The sequence below is a fragment of the Nonomuraea purpurea genome (assembly GCF_042650645.1).
Classification (GTDB): Bacteria; Actinomycetota; Actinomycetes; order Streptosporangiales; family Streptosporangiaceae; genus Nonomuraea; species Nonomuraea purpurea.
Map to the genome: position 1 here is coordinate 97,065 of NZ_JBHSBI010000021.1, position 15,954 is coordinate 113,018.

The window sequence follows — 15,954 nt, forward strand, 5'->3', positions numbered from 1 at the left end:
GCGGTGTGTGGCGTCTGCCGGGGGTGGTGGGGCCATGGCCGTAAGGATGCTTCGGGGAGGCGATCCGGGGAGGGGCCGAATGGGGTTCTGGGGATATGGGGGTGGGATATCCACAGGGTGTGTCTGTCCGGCGCAGGGCACCACGCCACGCCACGCGACGCCGTCACGCGACGCCATGCCACGCGCGGTTGGTGGGCACCGCCGCAGAGCCCCAACAGGGCCGCGTCGCTTGGCGCGCATTTCTGTCTGGCGTGCACCGCTGCTCGGTGCGCGGTGCTGCTTGGCGTCGGGCACTACTGAGGCATCACACCGCCACTGCGGCGTCATGCTACGGCCTCAGTCTCGTGCCGCGCATACGGGTTGGGCTTGTGATGCTGGTCGGTGGGTGGAGGGAGCGCTTTGGCGTCCAGCCGTTTGCCTTCCAGCACCATCTACATCACCCGATGGCGACGGGCAGTTCCTTGATGCCGTTGATGAAGTTGGAGCGCAGTCGGCGGGCCGGTCCCGTTTGGTGGATGCGGGGGCGGCGGCGGGCGAGTTGTTCGAACAGGACCCGGAGTTCGAGCTTGGCGAGGTGGTTGCCGAGGCAGAAGTGGGCGCCGCCCCCGCCGAAGCCGATGTGCGGGTTGGGGCTGCGGCCGATGTCGAAGACGTCCCCGTCGGGGAAGACGGTGGTGTCGCGGTTGGCGGAGGGGTAGAAGACGACGACCTTGTCGTCGGCCTTGATGGGCTGGCCGCCGAGTTCCTGGTCCGTGGTGGAGGTGCGGCGGAAGAGGTTCACCGGGGAGACCCAGCGGACGATCTCGTCGGCGGCGGTCTTGGCGAGGGTTGGGTCGGCGACCAGGCGGTTCCACTGGTCGGGGTGTTCGAAGAGGGCGAGCATGCCGCCGGAGGTCGCGTTGCGGGTGGTTTCGTTGCCCGCGACGATCAGCATGAGGATGAAGAGGTCGAACTCGTTCTCGTCGAGCGTTTCGCCGTGCTCGTCGGGTTGGAGGAGTTTGGTGACGATGTCGTCCTTCGGCGCTGATCTGCGCTTTGCGGCGAGCTCGTTGGCGTAGGCGTAGACCTCCATGGCGGCGCCCCCGCCCTCCTCCGGGGAGGTCGCGTAGTCGGGGTCCTCGGCGCCGATCATGCGGTTGGACCAGTTGAACAGCTTGTCGCGGTCGGCCACCGGCACGCCCAGCAGTTCGCAGATGACGTACAGGGGGAGCGGGGCGGCGATCTCCGTGACGAAGTCCGTTTCGCCGCTGCACTTGTCGAGGAGGTCGTCGCAGATGTCGCGGATGTGTTGTTCGAGGGCTCCGATGGTGCGTGGGGTGAAGCCGCGGTTGACCAGGGAGCGCCGTCTGGTGTGGTCGGGCGGGTCCTGGTTGAGCATCATGTGGCGTTGGAGCTCGATCTGTTCCTCCGGCAGCTCCTCGAACAGGGCGAGTTTCCTGGCCGAGGAGAACAGCTCGGAGTGGCGCGAGACGTGGACGACGTCCTCGTAGCGGGTGACGGCCCAGAAGCCTGGTTCGCCGTCGTGCCAGTGGACGGGGGAGTTCGCGCGCAACCAGGCGAGCTGGTCGTACGGCGGTCCGGAGTTCGCGTAACGGTCCCTGTCGACGAGGTCGATCTGCACCCGACTCACCCTCTTGATCAAGCGCTTGGTTAACCACTACTGAAACGTGTTCTATTACGTCACTGTACGACCGTCAAGGAGCCTCAGGGGGAAACGCTCCATCGCGGCTGACCTGCGGTGCTTCTGTTGGGAGGTTTCACCTCCGATGTTTTGGGTGACTAAATTACGGCCCCTCGAACATAGTCATCGGAGCGGTTAAGTGGATTCACATGCGAAATCCATCACTTCGGGATGGATGGTGCAGCGGCTGATCCGACGTATGGGCATCGTCACCCTTGACATGCTCCGCCTCAGCGCACGAGCATCGTATAACAAGACATCCGATGTATAGATGAAGGATGCGGTGTGAAGCTGCTGCGAGTTGGACCTGTCGGCCAGGAGCGGCCGGTGGTCATGGATGGCGCCGGTAACCTGCGCGACATCGGAGAGCCCGAGATCGACGGGGCTTTCCTCGCTTCCGGGGGAGTGGCGCGCGTCCGCGACGCGCTCGAGCGCGATGCCCTGCCGGTCGTAGACGTCGAGGGGCAGCGGATCGGCGCCCCGATCGCGCGTCCAGGCAAGATCGTGTGCATCGGCCTGAACTACAGCGATCACGCCGCCGAGTCCGGCCAGGACGTGCCGGCCGAGCCGGTGGTCTTCATGAAGGCGGCCAACACCATGGTCGGCCCGGACGACGAGGTGCTCGTCCCGCGCGGGAGTGTGAAGACCGACTGGGAGGTGGAGCTGGCCATCGTCATCGGCAAGCGCGCCCGCTACCTGGAAAGCCGGGAGGAGGCGCTCGGCGTGATCGCCGGGTACGCGATCTCCAACGACGTCTCCGAGCGGGAGTTCCAGCTTGAGCGCGGCGGTCAGTGGGACAAGGGCAAGTCGTGCGAGACGTTCAATCCGATCGGGCCGTGGCTGGTGACGGCGGACGAGGTCGGCGACCCGCAGAACCTGCCGCTGCGCCTGTGGGTGAACGGCGAGCTGCGCCAGGACGGCGACACCAAGAACATGATCTTCGATGTGGCCGAGGTCGTGCGGTACCTGAGCCAGTTCATGGTCCTCGAACCGGGTGACGTGATCAACACGGGTACGCCCGCCGGCGTCGCGATGGGCATGCCAGGACAGCCGTACCTGCGGGCCGGGGACATGATGGAGCTGGAGATCGAGGGGCTCGGACGACAGCGTCAGACGGTGGGTCAGGCATGACCGAGCTTGTCGAGGTCATCAGTGAGCTGGGAAACATGGGCCCGACGAAGGAGGGTTCATGACCGGCGACGACTCCAGGGGGGCGGTTCAGATGCCGGGTCAGCAGGAGGTCCAGAGGGCGTACCGGATCGTGGGGCTGGAGACGCACGACGTGCGGTTCCCGACCTCGCGCGAGCTGGACGGCTCCGACGCGATGAACCCCGACCCCGACTACTCCGCGGCCTACGTCATCCTCAAGACGGACGACGGGTTCGAGGGGCACGGGTTCGCCTTCACGATCGGGCGCGGCAACGACATCCAGACCACGGCCATCAGCGCGCTGGAGCCGTACGTGGTCGGCAGGGATGTCGAGGACCTCGGCGCGCTCTACAAGGACATGGTCAACGACTCGCAACTGCGGTGGCTGGGGCCGGAGAAGGGCGTCATGCACATGGCGATCTCCGCCGTGGTCAACGCCCTGTGGGATCTCAAGGCCAAGCGGGAGGGCAAGCCGTTGTGGCGGCTGCTGTCCGAGATGTCGCCCGAGCAGATCGTCGACCTCATCGACTTCCGCTACCTGAGCGACGCGCTGACGCCCGAGGAGGCCCTGCGGATACTCAAGGACGCGGAGCAGGGAAAGGCGGAGCGGATCGAGCGCCTGGTCGAGAGCGGCTACCCCGCCTACACGACCTCGCCGGGATGGCTCGGCTACGACGACGACAAGCTGCGCAGGCTCTGCAAGGAGGCGCTCGACCAGGGGTTCGGGCAGATCAAGCTCAAGGTCGGCGCCGATCTGGACGACGACCGCCGCCGGTTCAGGGTGGCCCGCGAGGTGTGCGGCGCCGACTACCCGATCGCGATCGACGCCAACCAGCGCTGGGACGTCGGCTCGGGCATCGAGTGGATCAACGCGCTGCGTGAGTTCAACCCCCATTGGGTCGAGGAGCCGACCAGCCCCGACGACGTGCTCGGGCACGCCGCCATCGCCAGGGGCATCGCCCCCATTCCCGTCGCCACCGGCGAACACGTGCAGAACCGCATCGTCTTCAAGCAGCTCCTGCAGGCCGAGTCGATCTCCTACCTGCAGATCGACTCGGCCAGGGTCGGCGGCGTCAACGAGAACCTGGCGATTCTGCTGCTCGCGGCCAAGTTCGGGGTCCCCGTGTGCCCGCACGCGGGCGGCGTTGGGTTGTGCGAGCTGGTGCAGCACCTGTCGATGTTCGACTATGTGGCGGTGACCGGCACCATGGACAACCGCGTGATCGAGTACGTCGACCACCTGCACGAGCATTTCGTGGACCCGGTCGTCATCCGTGACGGCCGGTATGTCGCCCCGTCCGCGCCGGGTTTCAGCGCGGAGATGCACGCGGAGTCGATCGCCGCCCATACTTTCCCCGGCGGCGTGGTATGGAGGGACGCATGAGCCTGAAAGCGATCGTGACCGGCGGCGGTTCCGGCATCGGGCTGGCCGCGGCCACCGCGCTGGCCGAGCGCGGCATGAAGGTCGCCTGCCTCGACCTCAACCCGCCCGGCGAGCCGTTCATCGGGATCAAGACGGACGTCACGGACGACGCCGGGGTGCGCGCGGCGGTGGCGGAGGCCGCTCAGCGCCTGGGCGGCATTGACGTGGTTGTCAACAACGCGGGCATCGGGGCGCAGGGCACCGTCGAGGACAACCCCGACAGCGAGTGGCAGAAGGTGTTCGACGTCAACGTGTTCGGCATGGTCCGCGTGGCGCGGGCGGCGCTGCCGTACCTGCGCGAGTCCGAACACGCCGCCATCGTCAACACCTGCTCGATCGCCGCCACGGCCGGGCTGCCGCAGCGGGCACTCTACAGCGCGACCAAGGGCGCGGTGTTGTCGCTGACGCTCGCCATGGCCGCGGACCACATTCGCGAGGGCATCCGGGTCAACTGCGTCAACCCGGGCACCGCGGACACCCCGTGGGTCGCCAGGCTGCTCGACAAAGCCGACGACCCCGAGGCGGAGCGGGCGGCGCTGAACGCCAGGCAGCCGATGGGCCGCCTGGTCAGCGCGGAGGAGGTCGCCGCGGCGATCGCCTTCCTGGCCGGCCCGGAATCGGGCGCCACCACCGGCACCGCGCTCGCCGTCGATGGAGGAATGCAGGGGCTCAGACTCCGGCCTGCCAACTAAGGAAGGTAACCCCCCCCATGAAGTTAGGACCGGTGGTCGCGGTCGCGGCCCTTGTGGCGGTCGTCACCGCTTGTGGATCAGGTGCGTCGACGGGAGCGGGAGAAAGCGGCGGCGGCGGGGGAAAGGTCGGCATCGACCACCCCCGGGCCGACTCCGACTTCTGGAACTCCTACATCAAGTACGTCCCGCAGATGGCCGGCGAGCTCAAGGTGGACCTCATGCCCGCCACGAACTCGCAGAACGACGTGGCGAAGCTGGTCAACAACGTTCAGGCGCTGACCGGCCAGGGCGCGAAGGTGATCGTCATGGCGCCGCAGGACACCGGCGCCGTGGCCAACACCCTGCAGCAGCTCGAGAACAAGAAGATCCCCGTCGTGACCGTCGACACCCGGCCGGACAAGGGCAAGGTCTACATGGTCGTACGCGCGGACAACCGCGCGTACGGGACCAAGGCCTGCGAGTTCCTGGGGGAGAAGCTGGGGGGCAAGGGCAAGGTCGTGCAGCTCCAGGGCGCGCTCAGCTCGATCAACGGCCGTGACAGGTCGGAGGCGTTCCTGGAGTGCATGAAGACGAAGTTCCCCGGCATCACGGTCTTCAGCGAGCCGACCGAGTGGGAGGGCAGCAAGGCCGCGTCCATGCTGCAGACCCGCCTGGAGCAGAACCCTGACATCAAGGGCATCTATATGCACGCGGGCGGTGTCCACCTGGCGCCGACGTTGCAGGTGCTCAAGCAGAAGGGCCTGCTCGTCCCGCCGGAGGACCCGAAGCACATCTTCGTGGTCTCCAACGACGGGATCCCGCAGGAGTTCGAGTCGATCCGCAAGGGCGACATCGACGCCACGGTGTCGCAGCCGGCCGACCTGTACGCCAAGTACGCGGTCTACTACGCCAAGGCCGCGGCCGAGGGCAAGACGTTCCAGCCAGGGCCCACCGACCACGACAGCACCATCATCCAGCTCCCGAACGGCCTGGAGGACCAGCTCCCCGCGCCGCTCGTGACGAAGGAAAATGTGGACGACAAGAGCCTCTGGGGTAACCAAGTCAAGTGATGAAAAATCACGTTGAAGCCCGAAATGTCGTAAAGCGCTTCGGCCCCACCACGGCGCTCAACGGCGCGGAGATCGCGATCTCCGAGGGCGAGACCCACGCGCTCGTGGGCAGGAACGGCGCGGGGAAGTCCACCCTGGTGTCGATCCTCACCGGGCTCCAGCGGCCTGACGAGGGCGAGGTGCTGTTCTCGGGAGAGACGGCGCCCGCCCTCGCCGACCGCGACGCCTGGCGGCAGCGCGTCGCGTGCGTCTACCAGAAGTCGACGATCATCCCGGCGCTGACCGTCGCCGAGAACCTGTTCCTCAACCGCCAGACGACGGGGAGCGGGCCGATCAACTGGCGGGCGCTGCGGGTCAGGGCCGGCGAGCTGCTGGAGACCTACGAGGTGGACGTCGACGCCCAGGCCCTGGCCGGTGACCTGAGCGTCGAGCAGCGCCAGCTCGTCGAGATCGCGCGCGCGCTGTCGTTCGGGGCCAGGTTCATCATCCTCGACGAGCCGACGGCCAGGCTCGACGGCCCGGCCATCGAGCGGCTGTTCGCGCGCATGCGGTCGCTGCGCGAGCAGGGCGTCACGATGATGTACATCTCCCACCACCTCGACGAGGTCTACGAGATCTGCCAGAGCGTCACGGTCTTCCGCGACGCGCGGCACATCGTCACCAAGACGGTCGCAGACCTCCCGCACGACGAGCTGGTCGCGGCGATGACGGGGGAGGCCACGGCGGCGTACGAGTCGCGCTCCCGCACGCCGGGCGACCAGGTGGTGTTGTCGGGCGCGCGCCTCTCGCTGGGCGACCGCTACGCAGATGTTGATATTTCCGTTAAATCGGGGGAGGTCGTCGGCCTGGCCGGCTCCGCGAGCAGCGGCAAGGTCAGCCTGGCCGAAACGCTCGTCGGCCTCCGCAAACCCGACTCGGGAACCGTCACGGTCAACGGCACGCGCGTCAGACCCGGCGACGTGCCCGCCGCCATGAGGGCCGGGCTCGGGTTCGTGCCCGAGGACCGCCACCACGAGGGCTTCGTCCCGCTGCTGTCGGTCGGCGAGAACGCCACGTTCCCGATCGCCCGCAAGCTCGGCCGCTACGGCGTCGTGTCGCCGTCCCGCCGCCGCGCCAAAGCCGAACAGATGATCAAAAGTCTGGATATCAAGACCGAGGGACCTGATCAGCCGGTCGCCGACCTGTCCGGAGGGAACGCGCAGAAGGTGGTGTTCGCGCGGGCACTCGTGGACGATCCGACGGTGCTGGTCGTGATCAACCCGACCGCCGGCGTCGACGTCAAGGCCAAACAGGCCCTGCTCGGCGCCGTCGAGGACGCCGTCGAACGGGGAGCGGGGGCCGTGGTGGTCTCCGACGAGCTCGCCGACCTGCGGATCTGCGATCGGGTGCTGGTGATGTTCCACGGCAGGGTCGTCAAGGACATGCCGCGCGGCTGGACCGACCACGAGCTCGTGGCCGTGATGGAAGGCATAGAAGATTGACCACTTTGACTGCGCCGGCCCCCCGGGTGCGGCTCGCCAGGTTCCGTGACCTGACGCTCGTGCCGGTGATCGTGCTCCTGCTCGTGGTGGGCGCGTTCCTCGACCCGACCTTCCTGACCGCGGGCAACCTGACGAACGTCCTGCAGCAACAGGCCGCGATCTCGCTCCTGGTGCTGGCCGAGGCCATGATCCTCATCGCCGGCAAGTTCGACCTGTCGCTGGAGTCGACGGTCGGCACCGCCCCGGCCATCGCGGTGATGCTGGTGGTCCCGGTCTCGGCGGGCGGGTTCGGGATCGGGCTGCCGGGGACGCTGGTGATCCCGCTGGCATTGCTGGTGGGGGCGGCCATCGGCGCGTTCAACGGGTTCCTGATCATCAGGTTCCAGCTGTCCGCGTTCATCGTCACACTGGCCATGCTGATCATCGTGCACGGCTTCCTGCAGGGGCCGACCGAGGGCAAGACGCTCTTCCAGCTCCCCGACTCGATCCTCTACCTGGGCAGCGCCATGTGGCTGGGCCTGCCCGCCGCGATCTGGATCTCGGCGGCGCTGTTCGCGGTGGGCATCTTCGGCCTGGGCTACCTGCGGCTCGGCCGCGCGCTCTACGCCATCGGCGGCAACGCCGAGGCCGCCCGCGCCGCCGGCATCCGGGTCGATCGGGTGCTGTACGGCGTCTTCATCCTGGGCGGAACGCTGGCCGCGCTGGCCGGCATCCTGGAGACCGGCCGCCTCGGCGCGATCGGCAACAACCAGGGCGTCGGCTGGATCTTCATGGTGTTCGCCGCCGCCGTCATCGGCGGGGTCAGCATGGACGGCGGCAAGGGCACGATCCTGGGCGCGCTCACCGGCGTGCTGGTGATCGGGCTCGTGCAGAACATTCTGACGCTCATCGGCGTCTCGGGCTTCTGGCAGCCGGTGATCTACGGAGCGATCATCCTCATCGCGTTGATGATCAGCCGGATCGCGGGCGGAAAGGCACAAGATTGATGGGGAACACGGGGCTGCCCCAGTACGGCTTCGGCGGGGCGCCGATCGGCAACCTGTTCGAGGAGGTCTCGGAGGAGGAGGCCCGCGCCACCGTGGAGGCGGCGTGGGAGAGCGGGGTGCGTCTGTACGACACCGCGCCGCACTACGGCCTCGGGCTCTCGGAGCGGCGGCTCGGGGCGGCGCTGGCGGGCCGCTCCGGCTACGTGCTGTCCACGAAGGTCGGCCGGCTGCTGGTGCCCGCCTCGTCCGGGGGCGGCCAGGACGACGAGGGCTTCGACGTGCCCGCCGCCCTCAAGCGCGCCTGGGACTTCTCGGCCGCCGGGGTACGCAGGTCCCTGGAGGAGTCCCTGACCCGGCTGGGGTTGCCGGCCGTCGACATCGCGCTCATCCACGACCCGGACGACCACGTGGACCAGGCGATCGAGCAGGCGTATCCGGCGCTGGCCGAACTGCGGGCCGAGGGACGGGTGCAGGCGATCGGCGTCGGGATGAACCAGTGGCAGGCGCCGCTGCGCTTCGTCCAGGAGACCGACGTCGACGTCGTCATGCTGGCGGGCCGCTACACCCTGCTCGACCAGTCGGGCCTGCCGCTCCTGGAGGAGTGCGTGAAACGCGGCGTCAGGGTGCTGGCGGCCGGGGTCTTCAACAGCGGCATCCTGGCCACCCCGAAGCCGTCGGGCACCTACAACTACCAGCCCGCCCCGGCGGCGCTGGTGGAGCGGGCCACCCGGATCGCGCAGGTGTGCGAGCGGCACGGCGTCTCGCTGCCCCAGGCGGCCATGGCCTTCCCGCTGCGCCATCCGGCGGTGGCCACGATCGTGCTCGGGGCGCGCACACCGCAGGAGGTCACCACGAACGCCGCCCTGCAGACCCAGCCGGTCCCCGAGGACCTGTGGGCGGATCTGGAGGCCGAGGAACTGCTCCCCAAGGGTTCATGATCGGGTCTGCCCGCCGGTGCTCTCCCGGATCAGCAGCTCATGCGGCACCCGGATCTCCCTGGTCTCGACCCGCGAGCCCTTGACCATGCGGTCGGCCAGGAACTCCACGGCCCGTGAGGCGATCTCCCGCTTGTCGGGGGAGATCGTGGTGAGGGTGGGGGTGCCGTAGCGGCCGTCCTCGATGTCGTCGAAGCCCGCCAGCGCGACCTGCCCCGGCACGGAGTAGCCGCGTTCGAGCAGGGTGCGCAGGGCGCCGAGGGCCATGAGGTCGTTGAAGCAGAACACGGCGTCGGGCGCGGCGCCGGAGTCGAGCAGGCGGGCCATCGCGCGCGCCCCGTCGGCCCGGTGGTAGGCCTCCACGTGCACCACCAGCCGGTCGTCGGAGGGCAGCCCGGCCGCTTCCAGCGCCGCGAGGTAGCCCGCCAGGCGCAGCCGGGACGTCTCCGCGGCCGCGAAGTCCTGGGCGCCGATCGCGGCGATGCGACGGCGGCCCAGCGAGGCCAGGTGCAGGGTCGCCTCCTTGGCGGCGGCGACGTTGTCCACCACGATGTGGTCGGCGGTGCCCGCGGACACCCGCTCGCCGAGCAGCACCATCGGCGTGTCGTCGACGCGCGCGGCCAGCTCCTCGGACGTCAGCGCGAGCGGGCTGAAGATCAGCCCGTCGATCAGGTGGGCGCGGAAGCCTTCGGCGACGAGCTGCTCGCGCTCCCGCGAGCCGCCGGTCTGGTCGATGAGCACCGTCAGCTCGTGTTTCTCGGCCGCCGCCACCACGAGCCTGGCCAGCTCGGCGAAGTACGGGATGTCCAGCTCGGGTACGGCCAGCGCGATGATCCCGGTGCGGCCCTGCCGCAGGTTCCTGGCTGACAGGTTCGGCCGGTAGTTGAGCTCTTTGATGGCGGCCTCGACTCGGGTCCGGGTGGCCGGAGTGACGTGGACGTAGCCGTTGACCACGTTGGAGACGGTCTTCACCGAGACGCCCGCCAGTCGGGCCACGTCCTTGAGGCCCACGCGAGGTTTGTCCATGACGTCAAAGTCTACGCGCTTCTTTACAACGTTGAATACAACGATGTATAGATGGGGCAGACGTCAACGAAGGAGGGCATGCCCATGGCCAAGCTCACGCTGGATCCCGCGTTCGAGGTGGGGCCGGTCGAACGGCGGCTGTTCGGGTCGTTCGTCGAGCACATGGGCCGGTGCGTCTACACGGGCGTGTTCGAGCCGGGACATCCCGAGGCGGACGCCGACGGCCTGCGCCGCGACGTGATCGAGCTGACGCGGGAGATGGGCGTGACGGCCGTGCGCTACCCGGGCGGCAACTTCGTCTCCAACTACGAATGGGAGGACGGCGTCGGGCCGGCCGCCGAGCGGCCCACCCGGCTGGACCTGGCCTGGCGGCAGATCGAGACGAACGCGTTCGGGCTGGGCGAGTTCATGGCCTGGCTGCGCGAGGTCGACGCCGAGCCCGTGATGGCCGTCAACCTCGGCACCCGGGGCGTGCGCGCGGCCCGCGACCTGGTCGAGTACGCCAACTACCCGGGCGGCACCCGCTGGTCCGACCTGCGGATCAAGCACGGGATGCGCGAGCCCTACGGGATCAAGGTCTGGTGCCTGGGCAACGAGATGGACGGGCCCTGGCAGATCGGCGGGAAGACGGCCGAGGAGTACGGCAGGCTCGCCTTCGAGACGGCCAAGGCCATGCGCCGGGTGGACCCGGACATCGAGCTCGTGGCCTGCGGCAGCTCCAACACCCGGATCTCGACCTACGGCTCGTGGGAGGCCACCGTCCTGGAGCACTGCTACGACCAGGTCGACTACATCTCCGCCCACAACTACTACGACGCGGTGACCGGCGACCGCGCCAGCTACCTGGCCTCGGCCGTGGAGATGGAGCAGCAGATCCAGGACGTGATCGCCACGGCCGACCACGTGGCCGCCAAGCTGCGCAGCCGCAAGCGGCTCAAGGTCTCCTTCGACGAGTGGAACGTCTGGTCATACACGAAGTTCGGCGGCGAGTCAGGGCTCGACTGGGAGCACGCGCCGCGCCTCATCGAGGAGGACTACGACGTGGCCGGCGCGGCGGTCGTCGGCAGCCTGCTCATCACCCTGCTCAACCACGCCGACCGGGTCGGCATCGCCTGCCAGGCGCAGCTCGCCAACGTCATCGCCCCGATCCGCACAGAACCGGGCGGCCCCGCCTGGCGGCAGACGATCTTCCACCCGTTCGCGCTCACCGCCGCGAACGCCCGGGGCCGGGTGATGCGCGCCCAGGTCACGGCCCCGTCCATGCCGACGGAACGGTTCGGCGAGGTGCCCGTGCTGACGGCCACCGCGACGATCGAGGACGACCAGCTGGCGGTCTTCGCGGTCAACCGCGGTGACCGGCCGCTGCCGCTGGAGATCGACCTGCGCGGGCTGCAGAACCCGACGGAGATCTCCCACATCACGGTGGCCGACGAGGACACCGCCGCGCGCAACACCGAGCACGACCCGCGCCGCGTCGAGCCCAGGGCCCTCCAAGGCGCGACGATCGACGGCAACCGGATCACGGCCGTGCTGCCGCCGATCTCGTTCAACGTGCTGAAGGCGACGTGCTGAGGTGATCAGCTCAGTCGAGCGCCTTGCGTAGCCACGCCTCCACGCCGGCCACGTGCACGGTCGCCCAGGACCGGGCGACGTCGGGCTGGCGGGCGGCGATGGCCTCGTAGATGGCGGTGTGCTGCTCGCGGGTCTTGTCCAGCGCCCCTTCCTGCGTGAGCCCCCGCCAGATCCTGGCCCTGGTGGTCGGCCCCGACAGGCTCTCGATGAACGAGCACAGCACGCTGTTGCCCGACCCCTGCGCGATCCGCGAATGGAAGCGCAGGTCGTTGGCCACCAGCTCTTCGACCGTGGGCTCGTCGGGCAGCGATTCCAGGATCACCCGCAGCTCGTCGATGTCGGCCTCGCTCATCAGCTTGGTCGCCATCGCGGTCGCGGCCGGCTCAAGGATGCGCCGGACCTCGAAGAACTGGATGACCGTGTCGTCGCGGTGCAGGTCGAGCACGAACGACATGGTGTCGAGGAGCAGACGTGGCTCCAGGCTCGTGACGTACGTGCCGTCGCCCTGCCGCACGTCCAGTACATTGATCAGTGACAGGGCGCGCACGGCCTCGCGGAGCGAGTTGCGTGACAACCCCAGCCGCTCGGCCAGGTCGGCCTCTTTGGGCAGCCTGTCGCCGGGGGCGAGTTCGCCCGAGACGATCATCTGCTTGATCTTGTCGATGGCCGCGTCGGTGACCGCCACACTTTTCTCCCTAGACATCGGATGTCTAGGAGTCTAGAGCCTGAAAGCGTACGGGATCGACACCGGCGACGCGGCGCACCTGCCCCCTGGCCTCCAGGGCACGCAGGTGGGCTGCCGCCTCGCCGGCCGCCATGCCTTTCAGCACGGGGGACAACTCGTCCCATGGCCTGTTCCATGTCATCATCGCGGCCACCTCCCAGATGGTCAGCGGGGCCGGCCGCTGGGCCAGGAGGGCGCGCAGCCGGACGAGCTTCTCCTCGTGATGGTGGCGGATCTGAGCGGCCCGCGCGGCCACATCGGGAAATATCCATTCGTGCGCGGGCAGGGCGTCCAGGGGGCCCAGCTCGCCGACCCGGTCCAAGGAGTCCAGGAAGTCGCCCAACGGATCGACATCGTCCCTGTCGAAGGGATAGATACCGATATGTGGGGTGATGTCGGGCAGGACGTGGTCGCCGGTGAACAGCCGGTCGGCGTCCTCCAGGTGCAGGCAGATGTGTCCGGGGGTGTGGCCCGGCGTGTGCAGCGCCCGCAGCTTGCGCCCCGGCAGCTCCACCAGGTCGCCGTCACGCAGTTCGCGATCGGGCGGCACGGGCGGCGTCGGCCTGGGGGCCCGCGCCCGCCGCGTCTCGCCGGGGTCGGCTCCTGCGCGTCTGAGCATGTCGGACTGGAAGTCGTCGTGCTCGTCGGCCGTGTGCTCGTTCATGATCCTGACCAGCGCGGCGTCGTTCTCGTGCATGGCGATCCAGGCCCCCGACGCCTGCCTGACCTGGCCGGCGAGCCCGGCGTGGTCGGGATGGAAATGGGTGACGACCACCCCGCTCACCGCGCTCACGTCGAGGCCGAGCGCGCTCAGCCCGCCGCTGAGCGCCTGCCAGGCGTCCGGATGGTTCCAGCCGGCGTCGACCAGCACGGGACCCTTGGGCGAATCGACGGCGTAGACGAGCGTGTAGCCGAGCGGGTTGCCGGGGATCGGCACCGGCACGCTCCACACCCCGCCGCCGAGATCCTGCGGACGCTGCTCCGCATACGGCCTGCGTCTGCTCTTCATCGCTCCCCCGATTGGTTCAGTTGATCCGCTCCAAGATCGTGGCCGTGGCCAGCGCCCCGCCCGCGCACATCGTCACCAGCGCGGTCGCCGAATCGGACCGCTCCAGCTCGTGCAGCGCCGTGGTGATCAGCCGCGCGCCCGTGGCGCCCACCGGATGGCCCAGCGCGATGGCGCCGCCGTTGACGTTGACGCGGTCGAAGTCCGGCTCGTGCACGCCGGCCCACGACAGGACGACCGACGCGAACGCCTCGTTCACCTCGAACCTGTCGATGTCGGCGATCGTCATCCCGGCCGAGGTCAGCACCTTGGCCGTCGCGTCCACGGGGCCGTCCAGGTGGTAGTGCGGCTCGGCCCCGATCAGCGCCTGCGCCAGGATCCGCGCCCTGGGACGCAGCCCGTGCCTGCGGGCCGCCCGTTCGCTCATCACCAGCACGGCGGCGGCGCCGTCGGAGATCTGCGAGGAGGTGCCCGCCGTGTGCAGCGCGCCCTCCGCCACCGGCCTGAGCCCGGCCAGGCTCTCGGCGGTGGTCTCACGTAGTCCCTGGTCACGGCGGACGTCCCCGACGGGCACGATCTCCCGCTCGAACCGCCCGTCCGCCCACGCCTTGGCCGCCAGTCGCTGCGACCTCGCCCCGAACCAGTCGAGCCGCTCCCGTGTCAGCCCGCGCCGCCGCGCGATGCGCTCGGCCGCGGTGAACTGGTCGGGCAGGTCGATGTTCCAGTCGTCCGGCTTGGCCCGGGCCGGTCGCACGTTGCTGCCCAGCGGCGCCCTGCTCATCACCTCGACGCCGCACCCGACGCCGGTCTCGATCACGTCCGCGGCGATCAGCGCCGCTGCCAGGTGCACGGCCTGCTGCGAGGAGCCGCACTGCGCGTCGAGGGTGGTGACCCCGCTCTGGTAGGGCAGCCCGGCATAGAGCCACGCGTAGCGTCCGATGTGCCCGCCCTGCTCGCCCGCCTGCGTGACGCATCCGGCGAACACCTGCTCCACGGCTTCAGGGTCGATGCCCGCGCGCTGGACCAGCCCGTTCAGCGCCGTGGCCAGAACCTGTTGCGGTTTGAGCTCCGCCAGCCACCCCGCGCGCTTGCCGATGGGCGTGCGAACGGCTTCGACGATCACAGGTGTGCCCACAGTCGCCTCCAGAAGCATGCTCTGGCGAGACTGTAACGCGTTCTACTTTGTCGCGGAAGCCTCCAGCGTCTCCGGGAGGTCGAAGGTCTTGAACAGGCTCAGCTCGAAGAACATCCCCACATGGCTGATCGCCGCACCGGAGAAGGTCAGCACCATGATGGCGAACTTCCGGTAGACGCCCTGGTCGAGAAAGTAGACCGCGAAGGACGGCTGCCCGTTGGCCGCGATCGGCACCAGCTTGAGATCGCCGGCGCGCTCGGCCGGGCACTGCGTCCTGGTGAGCTCCGCGATCGTCTCCGGCCCCTGGTACCAGCCGACGAAGGGGGGCATCTCCCAGACCGCGTCCTTGGTGAACAGATGCACCAGGCTGTCGACGTCGTAGTTCTCGAACGCCGCCACGTAGCGGTCGAGCTGGTCCCGCTGCTCCTGCGTCAACGGCTCGACCGGGTCGTCCAGGCTGGGCGAAACCTCGTTGAGCTGGGCGCGCGCCCGCTGCAGGATGCTGTTGACGGCGGCCGTGGACGTGCCGACCGCCTCGGCGACCTCGGCCGCCTTCCACTTGAGCACGTCGCGCAGGATCAGCACCGCGCGCTGCCGGGGCGGCAGGTGCTGCAGCGCGGCGATGAGCGCGAGCCTGATGCTCTCGCGCGAGGTCACGATCGCGGCCGGGTCGTCGGCGCCCGCGCCCGCCAGCGTGTCGGGCACGGGTTCGAGCCACGGCACCTCGTTGTCCTGCACCAGCGGAGCGCTCGCCTCGGTGCTCGGAGCGCCCAGGCCGGTCGGCAGCGGACGCCTGCCACGGCTGTCGAGCGCCGTCAGGCACGCCGAGGTGGCGATGCGATAGAGCCAGGTACGCAGCGAGGAACGCCCCTCGAAACCCTCATAGGCACGCCACGCGCGCAGGTAGGTCTCCTGGACGAGATCCTCGGCATCGTGCACCGACCCCATCATGCGGTAGCAGTGCGCCAGCAGCTCCCGCCTCATCGGATCAGCCTGTTGGAGGAAGTCCTCGTTTGTCGGCTTCTCGGTCATTACACCTGTATAGACGCCGACACCGACAGTTTGATGAATCCCCGGTCTGGAACCGGTCAAGCA

The 15,954-nt window shown here is 69.0% G+C and carries 14 protein-coding genes; 8 read left to right on the forward strand and 6 right to left on the reverse strand.

The genetic code is table 11. The annotated features are described in order from the left end of the window. Window positions 1-436: 436 nt before the first annotated feature. The gene (locus ACFOY2_RS34700) at window positions 437-1,621 is read right to left on the reverse strand and encodes a cytochrome P450 (RefSeq protein ID WP_379532332.1); all 1,185 of its coding nucleotides are present in this window, start codon (window positions 1,619-1,621) and stop codon (window positions 437-439) included. A 345-nt stretch (window positions 1,622-1,966) separates the two neighbouring features. On the opposite strand from ACFOY2_RS34700, the gene ACFOY2_RS34705 reads away from it, so the two are divergent. From ACFOY2_RS34705 to ACFOY2_RS34735, 7 genes are read left to right on the forward strand one after another with little or no spacing between them, the layout of a single operon-like run. Next, complete coding sequence (locus ACFOY2_RS34705; RefSeq protein ID WP_379532333.1) at window positions 1,967-2,812, forward strand: fumarylacetoacetate hydrolase family protein; 846 nt, start codon at window positions 1,967-1,969, stop codon at window positions 2,810-2,812. Between the two features lie 58 nt (window positions 2,813-2,870). Next, the gene (locus ACFOY2_RS34710) at window positions 2,871-4,214 is read left to right on the forward strand and encodes an L-fuconate dehydratase (RefSeq protein WP_379532334.1); all 1,344 of its coding nucleotides are present in this window, start codon (window positions 2,871-2,873) and stop codon (window positions 4,212-4,214) included. After that, a complete protein-coding gene (locus tag ACFOY2_RS34715) occupies window positions 4,211-4,945 on the forward strand; it encodes an SDR family NAD(P)-dependent oxidoreductase (RefSeq protein ID WP_379532335.1) in 735 nt (244 codons plus the stop codon). The genes ACFOY2_RS34710 and ACFOY2_RS34715 overlap by 4 nt, the downstream gene beginning before the upstream one ends. Before the next feature lie 17 nt (window positions 4,946-4,962). Next, the gene (locus ACFOY2_RS34720) at window positions 4,963-5,994 is read left to right on the forward strand and encodes a sugar ABC transporter substrate-binding protein (RefSeq protein ID WP_379532336.1); all 1,032 of its coding nucleotides are present in this window, start codon (window positions 4,963-4,965) and stop codon (window positions 5,992-5,994) included. Continuing rightward, window positions 5,994-7,475, forward strand: a complete 1,482-nt coding sequence (locus ACFOY2_RS34725) for a sugar ABC transporter ATP-binding protein (protein WP_379532337.1) — start codon at window positions 5,994-5,996, stop codon at window positions 7,473-7,475. Before ACFOY2_RS34720 ends, ACFOY2_RS34725 begins: the two co-directional genes overlap by 1 nt. 5 nt (window positions 7,476-7,480) lie before the next feature. Next, window positions 7,481-8,461 (forward strand): ABC transporter permease, encoded by a 981-nt coding sequence (locus ACFOY2_RS34730; protein WP_379532338.1) that lies wholly within the window; start codon window positions 7,481-7,483, stop codon window positions 8,459-8,461. After that, the gene (locus ACFOY2_RS34735) at window positions 8,461-9,399 is read left to right on the forward strand and encodes an aldo/keto reductase (protein WP_379532339.1); all 939 of its coding nucleotides are present in this window, start codon (window positions 8,461-8,463) and stop codon (window positions 9,397-9,399) included. Before ACFOY2_RS34730 ends, ACFOY2_RS34735 begins: the two co-directional genes overlap by 1 nt. On the opposite strand, the gene ACFOY2_RS34740 is transcribed toward ACFOY2_RS34735, so the two are convergent. Further along, window positions 9,394-10,422, reverse strand: coding sequence for a LacI family DNA-binding transcriptional regulator (locus ACFOY2_RS34740; protein WP_379532340.1), 1,029 nt, complete (start codon window positions 10,420-10,422; stop codon window positions 9,394-9,396). The genes ACFOY2_RS34735 and ACFOY2_RS34740 overlap by 6 nt on opposite strands. Window positions 10,423-10,500: 78 nt before the next feature. Here ACFOY2_RS34740 and arfA point away from each other — a divergent pair, with 78 nt between their 5' ends. Continuing rightward, complete coding sequence (gene arfA / locus ACFOY2_RS34745; protein WP_379532397.1) at window positions 10,501-11,994, forward strand: arabinosylfuranosidase ArfA; 1,494 nt, start codon at window positions 10,501-10,503, stop codon at window positions 11,992-11,994. Between the two features lie 10 nt (window positions 11,995-12,004). On the opposite strand, the gene ACFOY2_RS34750 is transcribed toward arfA, so the two are convergent. The 4 genes from ACFOY2_RS34750 to ACFOY2_RS34765 are packed head-to-tail and all read right to left on the reverse strand — an operon-like array spanning window position 12,005 to window position 15,891. After that, window positions 12,005-12,679, reverse strand: a complete 675-nt coding sequence (locus ACFOY2_RS34750) for a FadR/GntR family transcriptional regulator (RefSeq protein ID WP_379532341.1) — start codon at window positions 12,677-12,679, stop codon at window positions 12,005-12,007. A gap of 25 nt (window positions 12,680-12,704) precedes the next feature. Then, complete coding sequence (locus tag ACFOY2_RS34755; protein WP_379532342.1) at window positions 12,705-13,727, reverse strand: MBL fold metallo-hydrolase; 1,023 nt, start codon at window positions 13,725-13,727, stop codon at window positions 12,705-12,707. A 16-nt stretch (window positions 13,728-13,743) separates the two neighbouring features. Beyond that, window positions 13,744-14,859: a steroid 3-ketoacyl-CoA thiolase gene (locus tag ACFOY2_RS34760; protein ID WP_379532343.1), complete on the reverse strand. Its 1,116-nt coding sequence runs from the start codon at window positions 14,857-14,859 to the stop codon at window positions 13,744-13,746. 42 nt (window positions 14,860-14,901) lie between these two features. Beyond that, window positions 14,902-15,891: a sigma-70 family RNA polymerase sigma factor gene (locus ACFOY2_RS34765; protein ID WP_379532344.1), complete on the reverse strand. Its 990-nt coding sequence runs from the start codon at window positions 15,889-15,891 to the stop codon at window positions 14,902-14,904. Between the last annotated feature and the right edge of the window lie 63 nt (window positions 15,892-15,954).

Bases quoted from the DNA above. Each gene is read 5' to 3' on its own strand.
- ACFOY2_RS34710 (WP_379532334.1), top strand. From the start codon at position 2,871: ATGACCGGCGACGACTCCAGGGGGGCGGTTCAGATGCCGGGTCAGCAG.
- ACFOY2_RS34715 (WP_379532335.1), top strand. From the start codon at position 4,211: ATGAGCCTGAAAGCGATCGTGACCGGCGGCGGTTCCGGCATCGGGCTG.
- ACFOY2_RS34720 (WP_379532336.1), top strand. From the start codon at position 4,963: ATGAAGTTAGGACCGGTGGTCGCGGTCGCGGCCCTTGTGGCGGTCGTC.
- ACFOY2_RS34725 (WP_379532337.1), top strand. From the start codon at position 5,994: ATGAAAAATCACGTTGAAGCCCGAAATGTCGTAAAGCGCTTCGGCCCC.
- ACFOY2_RS34735 (WP_379532339.1), top strand. From the start codon at position 8,461: ATGGGGAACACGGGGCTGCCCCAGTACGGCTTCGGCGGGGCGCCGATC.
- ACFOY2_RS34740 (WP_379532340.1), bottom strand. From the start codon at position 10,422: ATGGACAAACCTCGCGTGGGCCTCAAGGACGTGGCCCGACTGGCGGGC.
- arfA (WP_379532397.1), top strand. From the start codon at position 10,501: ATGCCCATGGCCAAGCTCACGCTGGATCCCGCGTTCGAGGTGGGGCCG.
- ACFOY2_RS34755 (WP_379532342.1), bottom strand. From the start codon at position 13,727: ATGAAGAGCAGACGCAGGCCGTATGCGGAGCAGCGTCCGCAGGATCTC.
- ACFOY2_RS34765 (WP_379532344.1), bottom strand. From the start codon at position 15,891: ATGACCGAGAAGCCGACAAACGAGGACTTCCTCCAACAGGCTGATCCG.